This is a genomic window from Leptotrichia sp. oral taxon 847 (assembly GCF_001553645.1).
In the GTDB taxonomy this organism is placed as follows: domain Bacteria; phylum Fusobacteriota; class Fusobacteriia; order Fusobacteriales; family Leptotrichiaceae; genus Leptotrichia.
The window spans coordinates 1,494,595-1,509,954 of record NZ_CP014231.1; the positions used below are offsets into that span (position 1 = coordinate 1,494,595).

The window sequence follows — 15,360 nt, forward strand, 5'->3', positions numbered from 1 at the left end:
AACTTTCTGGATTGAATGAAAAACTTAAAATAAGATTTTTTATTTACCCCTAACTATTTTACTCTGACATTTATGAATAATTTTATTGTTTTAAGTAAGTGAATATATTATAATATGAATTGTGAAAAAAGTAAATTAATTGATTTTTACAAAAGATACAAATTTAATAAAAGGAAGTAAAAAATGAATTTATTTGACAAAGTATATGAAAATAAAAAGCCACTTGCGTTTAGATACCGTCCGAAAAGTTTGGATGATTTTTATGGACAGGAAAAGTTGGTTGGAAAAAATGGAATTTTGAGGAAGATTATTGAGCGCGGGAATTTTATGAATGCGATTTTTTGGGGAGCGCCGGGGACTGGGAAGACGACTCTTGCGGAAATTGTCGCTGAGAAAATGAATTATCATTATGAATATTTGAATGCGATAAAGGCGTCTGTAACTGATATAAAGGAGATTTCTGATAAGGCACACAACAGATTTCATACGAATGGACAGCAGACACTTTTGTTTTTAGATGAGATTCATAGATTTAATAAGTTGCAGCAGGATTCGCTTTTGCAGGATTTGGAAAATGGGAATATTATTTTGATTGGAGCGACTACTGAAAATCCTTATTATAACTTGAATAACGCATTATTATCACGATGTATGGCATTTGAATTTAAAAAATTGAGTGAAAAAGATTTGCTTAAAATATTAAAAAATATTAATGAAAAAGAGAAAATTGGAATTTCAGATGAGATTTTGAAGTATATTTCGGAGATTATTGAAGGGGATGCGAGACAGGCCATAAATATTTTGGAATTAATTGCGAATGTTGGGGTGGATTTTACGCTTGATGAAGTGAAGGAAGTGCTGAATACGAAAAAATCTTATCACAAGACGGAAGATAAGTACAATACGGTTTCTGCGATGATAAAAAGTATTCGTGGAAGCGATCCTGATGCAGCTGTTTACTGGATGGCAAAAATGCTCTCTGGTGGCGAAGATATTTTATATATTGCAAGAAGGCTTGTAATTTTGGCATCTGAAGACATTGGGCTTGCAAATCCGCAGGCGTTACCAATTGCAGTGGCTGGACTTAATGCGGTAAAGGAGATTGGAATGCCTGAAGCGAGAATAATTCTCTCAGAAGTGGCGATTTATCTGGCAATTTCTCCCAAGAGCAATTCAGCCTACAATGCCATAAATTCAGCACTGAAACACATTGAAAACGAAAAAATTCAGGAAGTGCCAGTTCATCTCACAAAAGTTGGGAAAAAAGATTATAAATATCCTCACAATTATAAAAATCACTATGTGGAACAGGTTTATATGAATGAAAAAATCAAGTTTTATGAATTTGGGGAGAATAAATTTGAGAAGGCAGCGGCAGAGTGGTTGAAAAAGATTAAGAAGGATGGGAAATAAACTTTTGTATTTTGTAAAGTAATTGAAATAAAAAATACTCAGATGGCGGATTACACCATTATTTGAGTATTTTTTTGAATATTTAATTGTCAGAATAATTATAATTTTGAAAAAACCTTAAACTTTTTGTAAGTTTTCGTATATCATACTGACAATCAAGATATTCGCGAGATTTTTCTTTAAATAATTGACTATCAGTAGATTTAAACATGGTATTGTCAGTGACATCATCATTAAGAAAAATTTTAATCATTTCAATTCTTAGAGTGTAATATTTTTTAAGACGTTCTCTGTAAAGTTCTAAAATTGTACAAGTCAAATTACATTTAATATTTTCTAATTTTGAAATATTATCTTGCGCTACTTCAAGATTAGCCAAAGCAACTTGTCTAGCTTCTTGATGATTAATCATATATGAATATTCAGGACGAAATTTATCGTCAGAAATAATTGAAAGTAATTCTTCAGTAATTCTTTTATTTTCAGCATTATATTTTTTATTTTCTAATTTTTCCTTTTCTTTTTTTTCTGCCTCCAGTCTTTCTTGTTCTTGCACATTTTTTTCCTGCTCTTCTGTAGAAATATTTTCAGAAGAATATGTTTCTTTTGTTTGTTCAATTTCTTTATCGGAATTTTTATCTTTAAGCCAATTTATAATAGGACTTGGTGTAAAAATATATAGAAGTATAACCAAAACTCCAGAAAGGATAAGTTTTTTCTTAATACTAGTTTTAGTTTGAAGAATTACTATAAAAAGTAACCAAGGAAATAATATAATAAAAAGGACACCCCATCCTTCTTGATACCATCTTTTTTTATTTTGATTATTTTCAGTATTATTCATGTGTCTTCCTTTCAGCTTTTATATTTTCAAAAAAACTAATTATTTTATTTTGATATTCAGTATATTCGATAACTTTTCTTTTAAATATTTTTTCTTCTGGAATAGTTGCAATATCTTCAATGCCGTAACTAGCATCAGCAAATTTTATAAGTTCTTTGAGCATGTCAATTCTTAAAATGTAGAGTTTGATAAATACAGCTTTGACTTCATTTAAATTATTACAAGCCAAGTTACATTTTATATTCTTTAATTTTTCAATAGAATATTGTGATTTGTTAATATTATTTATAGCAATCTTTTTTGCTTCTAAGATACTGTCATATGAATAATTATCTGCAAGATAATTTGCCATTAGCTTAAAATCCTGTCTAAAAGGTTTGTCATCATTTGAAACTATTGATAAGATTTCACTTGATAATTGTTTAATTTCATCATCAATTTGTTTTTCAGTTTCTGCCTTTAATTTTGCTTCCTGTTCTAAATTCATTTTTCTTTTTTGATTTTCTAGTTCATTAATTTTGGCTTCCTGTTCCAGTGTTGCAGTTTTTTCTTGTTCTAATTTTTTTAATTGTTCCTGTTTCTGCTTTTCTTTAGCGATTTTTTCCTCTGTATTAGGTTCAAGTGCTGTAATCAAAAATATAAATAAAATAAAACTTCCAAATAATGTTGAAAATATAATTTTTTTCTTTTTATCAAGATTACTTTGTAAAATAACTAAAAACAATAGATAAGGACATAAAATAATAAGTAGAATTCCCCACCATTTTTTAAACCATCTTTTTTTATTTGGATTATTCATATAATTTTCCTCCTAATTAATTTTTTTCAAATATTCCTTATTGACATATCCAAATTCTTCGCCATCTAAAACTTGAACATAATACCAATTACCTTTTTCATTAATTAAACTTACAGTTTTTCCATTTTTTACCTTGCCACGAATTGTTGAATTGCTGTCAGGCTTTCTCATAAAATTAACATATCCATTTGGCGAATTTACAATATATTTTTCTCGCTTTGCTCTTTTTTCTTCTAAATCTTCATAATCATTATATCCAGAAACAAAATCTCCCCTTCTTACAACATCTATTATATTTCCGTGAATTTCAAAGTCTACTACTTCTTGATTAAAATCAATTCCAGAAGGTTTTCCATCAAAACCTTTATCATTATAAATTTTACAAAATACTTTATTTTTATCAATGCATGAAGTGAAATCTACTTTAAAACTGTGAGGATTACTTTCAGATTTACTGCTAAATATTTCAAAAAAATTATTATATATTGAATTAAAAACAGCATCTTCAATGTGAATTTCTGTTATTTTGGGATTTGGAGTACAATCTCCTAAATTTCCAAATCCAATTTCTTCAACTTCTTTTTCATCAGTATAATGTACTCCATAAACTTTAGCATTTTTGGAAAGTTTAATTATTACTGTACCTGTTTCATCTTGTCCCAAATAACTTCCATTCAAAGTATCTACATCAATATTGTAAATCATTTCAGGATTACATTTCTCATAAGCCAATCCAATAATATTTATAATGAACAAACTTAAAATTAACACCAAATTTCTCATAATTTTTCTCCAATCTTTTAAAAATTTATTTTTACCAAGTAATATCATTTAATTTTTCTGCAATTTCTAAAGTTGATAATTTTTCTACATTTTCAATTTCTAAATTTACTTTTAAGTCAAAAAGTCTAGAGCCTAGCAAACCATATTTTGAAGTTTTTTTAAATTTTGTTGGACAAAAGTCATTATTGTCAAATAAAAAGAATATATGTCCTTTTGAAATATCGCCATAGATGTAAATTTCTGGGAATTCCCTTATTGTGTTGATGATTCTGTTTTCTTCCTCGCTAGTAATTTCCCCATTGCCTGAAATTTTTTTAGTAATTAATTTTCCTTCTTCTGTAAGTTCAGCCAAAAAAACTTTGTTTATTTTTCCAATATATTTCATTTCTTTTGCAGTATATATTCCAGTAAATTGATGGTTTGAATATCCTCTGGATTCAGGTTGGAAGTATAAATGATATTTTTCGTTTAATTCAAAACTTTTATTGCATGGAACGATTCTGAATACATTTTTTATTAGACCCATTGAACTGCAATAATAATAAAAATCTTTGGATAAACGGTATAGTTCTTCATTAAAAGGGTATTCGTCCACAATTTCCTGAAGAGAAGAAATTAATTCGGAAAAAGTTATTGAAACAAACTTAAAATTATAAATTCCAATTTTTTGATTTATAGATTTTATGGTAGTTTCATCAAAGGTAGAATCACTTATGTGAATTAATATATTTGTTTCAGTTAAATTTTCGTTTTTGCAATAATTAATAAGTTTTTTTGTATTATCTAATCCTGAAATTTTAGTTTCGATAATGATTTTTGTTGCTTTTGTCTGAATATGTCCGTCGATAATCCCTCCTTCCTTTTGTGATTTTTGTTGTGTAAAAACAGGGATAACCTCATAATTGATATTTTCTGGAAGAACACTGTTTATAAATAATTCATAAATTTTTGGATTTATTCTATACAAGTTTGATAGAAGTAATAGAATATTATTTGTAATAGTATCTTCTCCTTTAGAGTAAATTTGAAATGGATTAATAAATCCCATAAAAAACCTCCTTATTTTTTTTAAGTTATATTCTTATTTTAGTTATACCTTTTTTTTTTTTTTTTTTGATTATATATTGATTAATTTATAGTTAACTTTATAAATTGTTGTATAATAATTTTAAATCTACAATTTTTAAAAAGCTAATATTTTTGACAACTTTTTACAAAGGTTGGGAAAAAAGATTATAAATATCCTCACAATTATAAAAATTACTATGCGGAACAGGTTTATATGAATGAGAAAATCAAGTTTTATGAATTTGGAGAGAATAAATTTGAGAGAGCGTCGAAGGAGTATTTTATTTAAATTATAATTACAAACGTCTGAACCAGGATGATGAAGAATCAAACCATATTCCATCTCAACTCCATTATTAACACCAGTTGCAGCCTAAGTGCTGCCAATTAGTGATCCTAAAGCAGAATTTGTATCATCAAGTTAAATTTAAAGTTATAAAATAAAAAACGAGAATTTCTATAGAATTTCTATTAAAATTATTATAAATTTATAATCGAAATAATAGTTTTTTAGTGTATACTCTTACTGAAATAAATCATAAAGAAAAGAGATGGTAAAGATGACATTGTTGAAAAAATCTATGTTAGTATTATCTGTAATGACATTAATTGGTGGAATGGGCTTTGCTGCAAAAGCTAGAACTACTAGAACTAGAAGAAAAGCAGTTGCTAAAAAGACAGTTGCCAAGAAAAAAGTTACGAAAAAAGCTGCAAAAAAAGTTCCTTCAGAATCTTACACTTGCGGTTCTGAAAGAATAACAGTTACTTATCCGACAACAAAAACTGCAAAAGTAACAACTAAAGAAGGAAAAGTTTATAACTTGAAAATAGCAGTTTCAGGTAGTGGATCAAGATATGTATCTAAAGGTGGAGATATTGAGTTCTTTAAAGGTGGAAAAGACGTTATTTACAGAGGAGCAAATAATATCGAAAAATCTTGTAAAAGAAGATAATAACCTTGAAAATTAAAAGAAAAACATAATTGACAGATCGAACAGAAACTTGTAAGATTTGAAAATTATGTTTTTTTATTAGGATTTATTTTAAAATAGATACAACATAAAAATTATGATTTTTAAAATATTTTGTCTTGAATTAATGAAGAGTGATTTGAAACATTGATAAAATTTTAAGATTAAAAAAATGGCGTACCTGTGAGGAATCGAACCCCAAGCCTTCTGATCCGAAGTCAGACGCTCTATCCAGTTGAGCTACAAGTACACAAAATAATGTTATCATATTTTTTTTAAATAGTCAACGAAAAAAGTTTGTAAATTTTGATAAATGTGGTAAAATTAAAGTGAATAGATAAAGTTATTTAATAAAAATTTGCAAAATAAAATTTTAGGAGGAAAATATTATGGATTTTATGAAAAAGTACGAATATTGGCTAAATTCAGATGCCATTGATGAAAAAGACAGGGAAGAATTGAAAAGCATTGCAGGGAATAAAAAAGAAATAGAAGATAGATTTTTCAAAGATTTGAGTTTTGGAACTGGTGGAATTAGAGGAGTTCGTGGAATTGGAACTAATAGAATGAATAAATATGTAATTAGAAAAGTAACTCAAGGACTTGCAAATTATATGCTAAGTTTTGATGAAAAAGCTGCAAAAGAAAAAGGAATTATAATTGCTCATGACTGTAGAATAGGTTCGAGAGAATATGCGCTAAATACTGCAAGAGTAATGGCTGCAAATGGAATTAAAGCATATATTTATGAAAGTTTACGTTCAACTCCTGAGTTGTCATTTGGTGTGAGATATAAAGGATGTATGTCAGGAATCGTTGTTACGGCTTCTCATAATCCAGCTGAATACAATGGATATAAAGTTTATTGGGATGATGGAGCACAAGTTGTTGACCCACATGCACCAGCAATTGTTGAAGAAGTAAATAAAATTTCTACATTGGAAGAAATAAAAGTTATTTCTGAAGAAGAAGGAAGAGAAAAAGGATTAATCATTCAGCTTGATCATAAAATTGATGATGACTATATAGCAGCAATTAAAAAACAAACTATACATACAGATATTCCAGGAAAAGAAGATTTCAAAATTGTTTACACTCCGCTTCATGGAACTGGTGGAAGACCAATGAAGAGAATTTTATCTGAATTTGGATACAATTTTGAAGTTGTAAAAGAACAAATTGAGCCAGATGGAAACTTTCCAACTGTAGTTTATGCAAACCCTGAAGAAGTGGCAGCATTCAAATTGGGAACAAAATTAGGGAATGAAATTGGAGCACAATTAATTTTGGCAAATGACCCAGATGCTGATAGAATTGGTATTGCGATAAGAGATGACAAAAACGAATGGTACTATCCAAATGGAAACCAAGTTGGATTGTTGTTATTGCAATATTTATTGAATTACAAAAAAGATATTCCAGCTGATGCACAAGTTATTACAACAGTTGTTTCAACACCTATGATTGATGTTGTTGCACCTGCTAAAAATGTTGGAGTTATGAAAACATTGACTGGATTCAAATACATTGGACAAAAAATTAGACAATTTGAACACAAAGAATTGGAAGGATCATATTTATTTGGATTTGAAGAAAGCTACGGATATTTGATAGGAACTCATGCAAGAGATAAAGATGCACTAGTAACTTCAATGGTTATTTCTGAAATGGCAACTTATTACCATTCAAAAGGAACTTCTATTTACAAAGAATTACAAAAATTATATAAAGAATTTGGATATTACTTAGAAGGAATTAAATCAGTAATGTTAAAAGGTAAAGATGGAATTGAACAAATGGCAGCATTGATGTCTAACTTGAGAGAAAATGTTAAAGATGAATTGCTTGGTAAGAAAATTAAAATTAAAAGAGATTTCTTCTCACACAAAGAACATAACTTGGAAACTGGTGAAGAAAAAGAAATTAATTTACCAAAAGAAAATGTATTACAATTTGTTCTTGAAGACAATACATTTATTACAGCAAGACCATCTGGAACTGAACCCAAAATCAAATTCTATTTCAGTGTAAATGCAGATTCTAGCGAAAATGTCAAAGCTAAACTTGATAAAACAATGGAAGAATTTTCTAAATTTATTGGATTATAATTTTGAGTGATTTATAAAAAAATAATTGTAATATTTTGTTGAAATTTATTTTAAGAAAAAAATAAAGAAAGGATTTTATCATAATTACAGAAAAGTTATGCTCTGAAATCCTTTTTTTAAAATATGAAAATAAAAGGTAAAAAATGATTGAAAAAAATAATAAAAAAATTTCAGAAAAAAAAGATGCAGATGCAATATACATTCATATTCCATTTTGTGATAAAAAATGTGAATACTGTGATTTTTGCACATTTGTGAAAATGGAAAAAGAATACAAAAAATATACAGATTATTTGATTAAAGAGATTAGAATGTATCCAAAACTTAAATACGATACGATTTATTTTGGTGGTGGCACACCTTCTCTGTTGCCTGTCAAAATGATAAGTGAAATAATAAACGAACTTGATTGGTCTGAAAACGCTGAAATTACATTAGAATTAAATCCAACGGATATGACTTTTGAAAAATTGAAAAAACTTAACAAAATTGGAATAAATAGGTTAAGTATCGGAATTCAGAGTTTTCAGGATCATGTTTTAAAATTTATTGGAAGGCAGCATAGTTCTAAAGATGCAATAAATGTTTATAAAATGGCAAGAGAGGCAGGATTTTGTAATATTACAGTGGATTTGATGTTCGGAATTCCTAATCAAAGTATTAAGGACGTACAAAGGGATCTTAATATTTTGAAGGACTTAAAGCCTGAAAATGTGTCGATTTATTCGCTCATTTGGGAAGAAGGGACTGTCTTTTGGAGTAAATTGAAAAAGGGGATTTTGTCTGAAATTGATCAGGATCTGGAAGCTCTGATGTATGAAAAAATTATTGATTTTTTTGAGAAAAATGGATATTGTCAGTATGAAATTTCTAATTTTGCAAGAGTGGATGACAAAAATATTAAAATTGATAAAATAATGGATTTTGAAGACTTAAAAAATCTGCAAAAAAATGCGGGAAGGCATAATTTGAAATATTGGCGAAATCAGAAGTTTATTGGTGTTGGAATGAGTGCAGCTTCTTTTTTTAATAAAAATCGGCATAGTAATGTAAGGACTTTTAAGAAATATTATGAACTTTTGGATAATAAAAAATTGCCAATTGATGAAAAAACGGTTGAAAAAGTTGATAAAGTCGAATTTGAAAAATTGAAAAAAATATTGGGATTGAGGCTCACTAAAGAAGGAATAAATTATACCAAAAAAGATTCAAAAAAAATTGAAAAACTATTGAAAGATGGATTAGTTGAAGAATTTTTTTTAAAAAATTTTGAAAAAATAAATTATGAAAGCGGGAAAAAGGTCGATAAAGATTGTGAAAAAAGAATAAAATTGACAAAAAAAGGAATTTTTTTAGCGAATAATGTATTTGTTGAATTTATTTAAAAAAAAGGTTATAATAAGATAACTATAAATAATAAAAATTCTTTGATTTTTAAAATAGGAGCAAAAAATGGAAAAAAAAGAAATAAAACTTAATTGTGAAAAAATCAAAAAAAATTATGCTGAAATTTTGGAAGATATAAAGAAATACGCTTCAAATCCAGAAAAAGTAAAAATCTTGTTTGTCAGCAAATATCTTGATGTAGAAGAACATAAAAAAATTGTCAAAATGGGTTATAATTATTTTGGAGAAAACAGAGCGCAACTTTATCGAGATAAATTAAATGAAATAGGTAATAAAGGTATCAAATGGGATTTCATTGGAAGGTTGCAAAAAAATAAAATAAAGTATATAATAAATAGCGTAAATTTGATACATTCCATTGATTCATATGATTTACTTTCTGAAATTAACAAAAAGGCACTGGAAAATAAGAGAAATGTAAATGGATTGATACAAATAAATGTTTCAAGAGAAGAGTCAAAAACAGGAATTTATATCGAAGATTTTGAAAAAGATTATGAAAGATATTTTTCACAAAGTAATGTAAAAATAATGGGTTTTATGACAATGGCGCCATTTTCGGCAACACCTTACGAAATTGATGATTATTTTAAAAAGATGCAAGAATTAAAACAAAAATTTGAAAAAAAATATAATTATTTGACAGAACTTTCAATGGGAATGTCAAACGATTATAAAATTGCTCTAAAAAATGGTGCGACAATAATCAGAATAGGAAGCAAATTATTTGAATAGGAGGTTAGTATTTTGGGACTAAAACGAAAATTAATGGAATTTTTTGGGGATGACATTGAAGATGACGATGATGAATTTGAACAATCGCCGGCAGAAGAAAGTAAAGAAGTAGAAAATCAAAAAGTACAGTCGCAGCAATCAAAACCTAAACCAATCTTTAAAGAAGATAAACCCGTTGAAGAAAAAAAAGGTGGTATAGGTAGTATTTTTGGTGTAGGAAATAAAAAGGAGGAGAGTGCAAAAATGACAGCAACAACGGCATCAGCTACAAAAGTTAGTTATGTTTCAATAATCAGACCAAAAGTTTTTGAAGATTCAAGACTTATTGCAGACGCAATAAAAGAAAATAAAGTGGTAACTTTCAGCTTAGAATTTTTAGAATACGAAGTGGGACAAAGAGTGATAGATTTTGTAAGTGGAGCAGCATACGCTATGAACGCACATTTATCAAAAGTTACAGATAAAGTGTTAACTTCAATTCCAGTTGGAATAGATTATGAAGATATCGATGCTTCATTAGGTGATGATTCTAAAGATAGTAATTTTTTATAATTATAAATTTTGATTCAATTCATAAAAAAAGAATTATTTCTATTTTGCAATATTTTAGGAATAATTCTTTTTAATTTAAAGGAAGAATGAAATATTTTTTTAATTATTTTTAAATAGAGGTATCATTGCTGTACTCTGTAATTCAGCTAGCCTTTGTTACTTGTTTGTGCTAATAAAAAACTTACTTTCGATAGGGGTAATTTTGTTCAACACATAAAAAATTCCTAGACTGACGTGGGGGATCATAAGAGAAAATAGCGGGTAAAAAAATAATACTATTTCCCATTTAAAAAGCGAATATTTGTTTTAATTATTTAAAAATAAATATTAAGTTTAATCTGTTAAAAAGATTTATAATATATTCGTTATTCAAATGGGGTTTAGTATAAAAAGCTGTAATAAATGAGATGACATTGTGGAATAAGAATAAATTAAAAAAATATTTTATTTCATCTTAATTTAAAGATGGTTTAAAAATTTTAGGGGCAGATTTTTAATTTTAAATTTTTTAAGTTATTCTCGATTACAAGATGTTATTTTGTTTAGTATAGTTTTTTATTTTTTTACATAAGGGGAAAGGGCCGCCATTTCCCCTTATAATCCCCACGCTCGTCTAAGCATTTTTTTGAAGCAAAGCCGAAACTCACTTCGTTCAGACAGTCGTCTTTACTCCAAAAAAATCACGACACTTTTATATGATAGTAAAATTTAAACCGTCGGAGCATTTTTATGTGCTGACAAAACTGTCTGAGCACAATCAGTGCGAGTTTTTTGGCAGTGCATAAAAATGTCGAAGACTAGCCGGGGTGCAGGGGTGCGGCGATGAGCACTTCTGCTTAAAAAAGGAATAAAAAAACATTGTTATTTTAGTAACTTTCTGGATTGAATAAGAAACTTAAAATAGAAGTTTTTATTTCCCCTAAATATTTTACTCTGTCTTAATTTAAAAAAAATTTTAAAAAAAGAGAAAAATTTGTTATAATGTAAAAAGGGTAATTTAAATATTTTAATAAAAAAGTAGGAGATGTAAATATGAAAAAAATAAGTAAGAGAAAGATACTATTTATTGTAGGACTAATGGCTATGTCGGCAATTTCTTATGGGAAAGACGTATTTGCAAATTATAGTGTTAATTTTGGAAAAGTAAATTTAACTAAGGCTAGCGGCATCAGTCCTCAAGATGCTAAAAGAATTGATGGGACAACTTATCAGCTCGTTGGAAATGGGGAGTACAGAATTATGGAAGAAGGGGGAAGAAGACTTGTAGTCAATGTAAATAATGGTGTTTTGAACGGAAATTATACCGAATATTATGCAAATGGAAATAATTATACGACAGGGAAATATGTAAACGGGAAAAAAGAGGGAGAATGGCTAGTTTATTCAGAAAATGGGAAATTATGGAAAAGATATCAATATAGCAATGATGAATTGAATGGAAGATATTCTTCGTATTACGGAAAAACTGGAAATCAAGAAACAGTTGGACAGTATCAAAATGGGAAAATGACTGGAAATTGGACAGAATATTATGAAAATGGATCAAGAAAGTCGCAAGGAACTTATGTAAATGGTTACAGAAACGGACTTTTTACTGAATGGAACTCAAGTGGCTCAAAATCTTCGGAAATTAATTATCAAGATGATCAAATTAATGAACCTATGAAAGTTTACTATGAAAATGGAAATTTATTGTATGAAGCAAATTTAAATAATGGTGTTGGGACCCTAAAAGGTTATTATACAAATGGAGCAGTTGGATTTACTGGAAATCTTAATGGTCGAAGAAGAGTTGGAACATGGACTTACTATGATAAATCTGGGAATTCAAGAACTGTAAATCATTAAAAAGGGAAGAAAAATGTCATATTCAACAAATTTAAAAAGAGAAATATTAGGATCTGAAAACGAAAAGATAGAGATAATTTTTGCAGAATTATTCGGAATACTCGCTGCAAAAGGTGCAGTTTCTGAAAGTGGGATTTTTTTTAGCACGGAAAATGTTTCGTTTGCTAAAAGAGTTTACTCGAATTTAAGAAAAATTACAAAAATGGATATTCAGCTAAAATATATCATAAAAAAACGTCAGTTATCATCAAAAATATACAAAATAATATTAATTCCAACAAGACAAAATGAAAAAGAATATAAAAATTTTATAAAAAAATTATTTTCTTATAAAAACTGTAAAGCCAGAAATATTGAAGATGAAGAAAAAATTGCGGGAATAATCAGAGGTGCTTTCCTTAGTTGTGGTTATATAAAATCGCCTGAAAAAGCTTATGCACTGGACTTTTTTTTGGATAGCGACGAATTCTCTATTTACTTATATAATTTGTTTTGTGAAATGGGAAAAAAAATCTCAAAGACTGAAAAAAAAGACAAAAAAATTGTTTATTTGAGAAATTCGGAAGATATTTTGGACATTATTTTTTTGATAGGAGCGGTAAATGCTTTTTTTGAATTTGAAGAAGTTACAGTGAATAAGGAAATTCGTAATAAAATTAACAGAAATATGAACTGGGAAATTGCAAACGAGACAAAAAAAATATCAGCATCGGAAAAGCAAATAAAAATGATAAAATATATTGACAAAAAAATAGGTCTTTCTGAGTTATCGAATGTTCTACAAGAAACAGCAAAAGCAAGGCTTGAAAATGAGGAGCTCTCACTTCAGGAATTGGCAGATTTAATGGATATTTCAAAATCTGGAGTAAAAAATAGATTTAGAAGAATTGAAACGGTGTACAACGATTTATTAAACTATTAAAATTGGAGAAAAAATTGGAATTATTATCAATAATATATGAATTTTTAGTATTTTTACGAAATAAACTTTATGATTTGAATATTTTAAAATCTAAAAAAGTTGATGGGGTAAAAGTGATTTGTATTGGAAATATTGTTGCAGGAGGGACTGGAAAAACGCCAGCTGTACAGTATTTTGTAAAAGAGTATTTAAAAAAAAATATAAAAGTTGGGATTTTAAGTCGCGGTTATAAGGGTAAAAGGGAAAAAGATTTGCTCTTAGTGCGAGATGAGAAAAAAATTTTTTGTACTTCAAAAGAATCGGGAGACGAAGCATTTTTTCACGCTGAAAATTTTGAAATTCCAGTAGTTGTGTCAAGAGATAGATATAAAGGTGTCAAATTTTTAAAAGAAAATTGTGGTGTTAAAGTTGTCATTATGGACGACGGGTTTCAGCACAGAAAACTTTTGAAAGATAAAAATATTGTTTTAATTGATGCAACAAATCCTTTTGGAAATGAGAAATATCTGCCAAAGGGGAGACTTCGAGAGTCAGTGGATGCACTCAATCGTGCGGATGAAATAATTATTACTAAAAGTAATTATGTGGGAAAAAATGAAATTTTAAAAATTTTGGAGAAAATAAAAAAATATAGAAAAGAAATTTTTTTCGCTACCTTTGAAAGTGATTATTTGTACAAATTAAATTTTGAAAAAGACAAAAAATTTGGTAAAATAAATAGTGAAAGTAAAAAAAATGAAATTTCTAAAAATATTATAAAAAATAAAAATATTTTAATTTTTTCATCCATCGCAAATCCTGCGGTTTTTTACAAAACTATAAAAGATTTGGAACCCCAAAATTTGGATGAAATAAAATTTTCTGACCATCATTTATATAGTTTTGAAGATTTTGTAGAAATTCAAAAAAAAAGTAAAAATTATGACTTTGTCGTTACAACTGAAAAGGATGCAGTTAAAATTGAAAAAGAAATAGAAAATTTGTTAATTTTAAAAATGAAATTTGAGCTAAAAAGTCTTTAAAAATTTTAAAAAATAGAAAGATTAAAAGTTTAGAAAGTTAAAAAAGCTAAAAAATAAAAAATTTAAGAAATAAAAAAATAGAAAAGGACGATTTAGTACATTTAAAAAACGAAAGGAGAAAATTTTGGAGATAAAAAGTTTTTCACAATTTATTTTAGAACATAAAAATCATTTTGAAAAAAGGAAATATTTTGTTTTGGACAAAAACTTTAAGATTATTCGCAAAGAACCTTCATTTCTACTTGAACTAGCTTATATTTATTGTGAAAATGAAAAAAAAAATGAAAAAGTTCTGGAAAACATAAGAAGTGAATTTGAAAAAACATTTATGGAAAAGGGAAAAAATGTAAAAAGACTTTCCAAAGTTGAGATTAGAAAGTTGGAAGATAGTTTTGTACGAAGTCTTTTTAACAGGGAGAGCATTCATGCACTAAAACTTGGAAATGAATTATTTTACAAAAATAAAAAAAAATTTTTTGAAATTTTATACAATTTTTCACTTATTTCAGCTGACGAAAATAAATTTATAAAAACTTTTTTTGCAGAAAAAATGGTTGAAAAAATTGTTCTTGAGAATGGCGAAAAATATTCAAATGTAAGATTTTATGTGGAAGAAATATTAAAAAATATTTTGAATTATTTTACAAAATCTAAATTTTGCTTTTTGGATTTTGAATGTGAAAAAAATATAAAGTATTTTTTGGAAAATGAAGTAGATGCACTTTATAAAAAAATTTATGTGGAAAACTTTGATAAAATTGTGGAAAAATATAATATTCAAAATGTGAAAAAAATAAATTTTGAAAAAGATTACAGTTCTAAAAAATTATCAGAAAGTAAAAAAATATTATATAATTTTATTTAAAAACAAAAAATAAAAAAATAAAA

The 15,360-nt window shown here is 27.3% G+C and carries 14 protein-coding genes, 1 tRNA gene and 1 pseudogene; 11 read left to right on the forward strand and 5 right to left on the reverse strand.

The genetic code is table 11. From position 1 onward, the window contains the following. Positions 1 to 183 precede the first annotated feature (183 nt). A complete protein-coding gene (locus AXF11_RS06930) occupies positions 184 to 1,413 on the forward strand; it encodes a replication-associated recombination protein A (RefSeq protein ID WP_068156325.1) in 1,230 nt (409 codons plus the stop codon). Positions 1,414 to 1,495: 82 nt separating this feature from the next. On the opposite strand, the gene AXF11_RS06935 is transcribed toward AXF11_RS06930, so the two are convergent. From AXF11_RS06935 to AXF11_RS06950, 4 genes are read right to left on the reverse strand one after another with little or no spacing between them, the layout of a single operon-like run. Continuing rightward, entirely contained in the window at positions 1,496 to 2,257 is a 762-nt protein-coding gene (locus AXF11_RS06935; RefSeq protein WP_068156326.1) for a hypothetical protein, read from the reverse strand. Next, entirely contained in the window at positions 2,250 to 3,056 is an 807-nt protein-coding gene (locus AXF11_RS06940; RefSeq protein WP_068156328.1) for a hypothetical protein, read from the reverse strand. The genes AXF11_RS06935 and AXF11_RS06940 overlap by 8 nt, the downstream gene beginning before the upstream one ends. Positions 3,057 to 3,068: 12 nt before the next feature. After that, the gene (locus tag AXF11_RS06945) at positions 3,069 to 3,887 is read right to left on the reverse strand and encodes an SH3 domain-containing protein (RefSeq protein WP_068156331.1); all 819 of its coding nucleotides are present in this window, start codon (positions 3,885 to 3,887) and stop codon (positions 3,069 to 3,071) included. Then, positions 3,871 to 4,887: a hypothetical protein gene (locus AXF11_RS06950; RefSeq protein ID WP_068156333.1), complete on the reverse strand. Its 1,017-nt coding sequence runs from the start codon at positions 4,885 to 4,887 to the stop codon at positions 3,871 to 3,873. Before AXF11_RS06950 ends, AXF11_RS06945 begins: the two co-directional genes overlap by 17 nt. A gap of 231 nt (positions 4,888 to 5,118) precedes the next feature. On the opposite strand from AXF11_RS06950, the pseudogene AXF11_RS10880 reads away from it, so the two are divergent. Together AXF11_RS10880 and AXF11_RS06955 are read left to right on the forward strand one after the other, a co-directional pair. Then, a pseudogene (locus tag AXF11_RS10880) lies at positions 5,119 to 5,196 on the forward strand (hypothetical protein); the annotation flags it as partial. Between the two features lie 271 nt (positions 5,197 to 5,467). Next, positions 5,468 to 5,860, forward strand: coding sequence for an MliC family protein (locus AXF11_RS06955; protein WP_068156336.1), 393 nt, complete (start codon positions 5,468 to 5,470; stop codon positions 5,858 to 5,860). A gap of 191 nt (positions 5,861 to 6,051) precedes the next feature. On the opposite strand, the gene AXF11_RS06960 is transcribed toward AXF11_RS06955, so the two are convergent. Then, a tRNA-Arg gene (locus tag AXF11_RS06960) sits at positions 6,052 to 6,128 on the reverse strand. A gap of 139 nt (positions 6,129 to 6,267) precedes the next feature. On the opposite strand from AXF11_RS06960, the gene AXF11_RS06965 reads away from it, so the two are divergent. From AXF11_RS06965 to AXF11_RS07000, 8 genes are all read left to right on the forward strand, one after another. Then, on the forward strand, positions 6,268 to 7,986 hold the full coding sequence (locus AXF11_RS06965) for a phospho-sugar mutase (protein ID WP_068156338.1): 1,719 nt from the start codon (positions 6,268 to 6,270) through the stop codon (positions 7,984 to 7,986). 143 nt (positions 7,987 to 8,129) lie between these two features. Then, entirely contained in the window at positions 8,130 to 9,371 is a 1,242-nt protein-coding gene (gene hemW, locus AXF11_RS06970) for a radical SAM family heme chaperone HemW (RefSeq protein WP_068156340.1), read from the forward strand. A 67-nt stretch (positions 9,372 to 9,438) separates the two neighbouring features. Beyond that, positions 9,439 to 10,128: a YggS family pyridoxal phosphate-dependent enzyme gene (locus tag AXF11_RS06975; protein ID WP_231724665.1), complete on the forward strand. Its 690-nt coding sequence runs from the start codon at positions 9,439 to 9,441 to the stop codon at positions 10,126 to 10,128. Between the two features lie 12 nt (positions 10,129 to 10,140). Beyond that, on the forward strand, positions 10,141 to 10,680 hold the full coding sequence (locus AXF11_RS06980; protein WP_231724666.1) for a cell division protein SepF: 540 nt from the start codon (positions 10,141 to 10,143) through the stop codon (positions 10,678 to 10,680). A gap of 1,032 nt (positions 10,681 to 11,712) precedes the next feature. Beyond that, positions 11,713 to 12,528: a toxin-antitoxin system YwqK family antitoxin gene (locus AXF11_RS06985; protein WP_068156343.1), complete on the forward strand. Its 816-nt coding sequence runs from the start codon at positions 11,713 to 11,715 to the stop codon at positions 12,526 to 12,528. A 13-nt stretch (positions 12,529 to 12,541) separates the two neighbouring features. Continuing rightward, complete coding sequence (gene whiA / locus AXF11_RS06990; RefSeq protein WP_068156346.1) at positions 12,542 to 13,450, forward strand: DNA-binding protein WhiA; 909 nt, start codon at positions 12,542 to 12,544, stop codon at positions 13,448 to 13,450. A 14-nt stretch (positions 13,451 to 13,464) separates the two neighbouring features. Continuing rightward, complete coding sequence (gene lpxK, locus AXF11_RS06995; protein WP_068156349.1) at positions 13,465 to 14,472, forward strand: tetraacyldisaccharide 4'-kinase; 1,008 nt, start codon at positions 13,465 to 13,467, stop codon at positions 14,470 to 14,472. Between the two features lie 124 nt (positions 14,473 to 14,596). Beyond that, entirely contained in the window at positions 14,597 to 15,337 is a 741-nt protein-coding gene (locus AXF11_RS07000) for a hypothetical protein (RefSeq protein WP_231724667.1), read from the forward strand. Positions 15,338 to 15,360 lie beyond the last annotated feature (23 nt).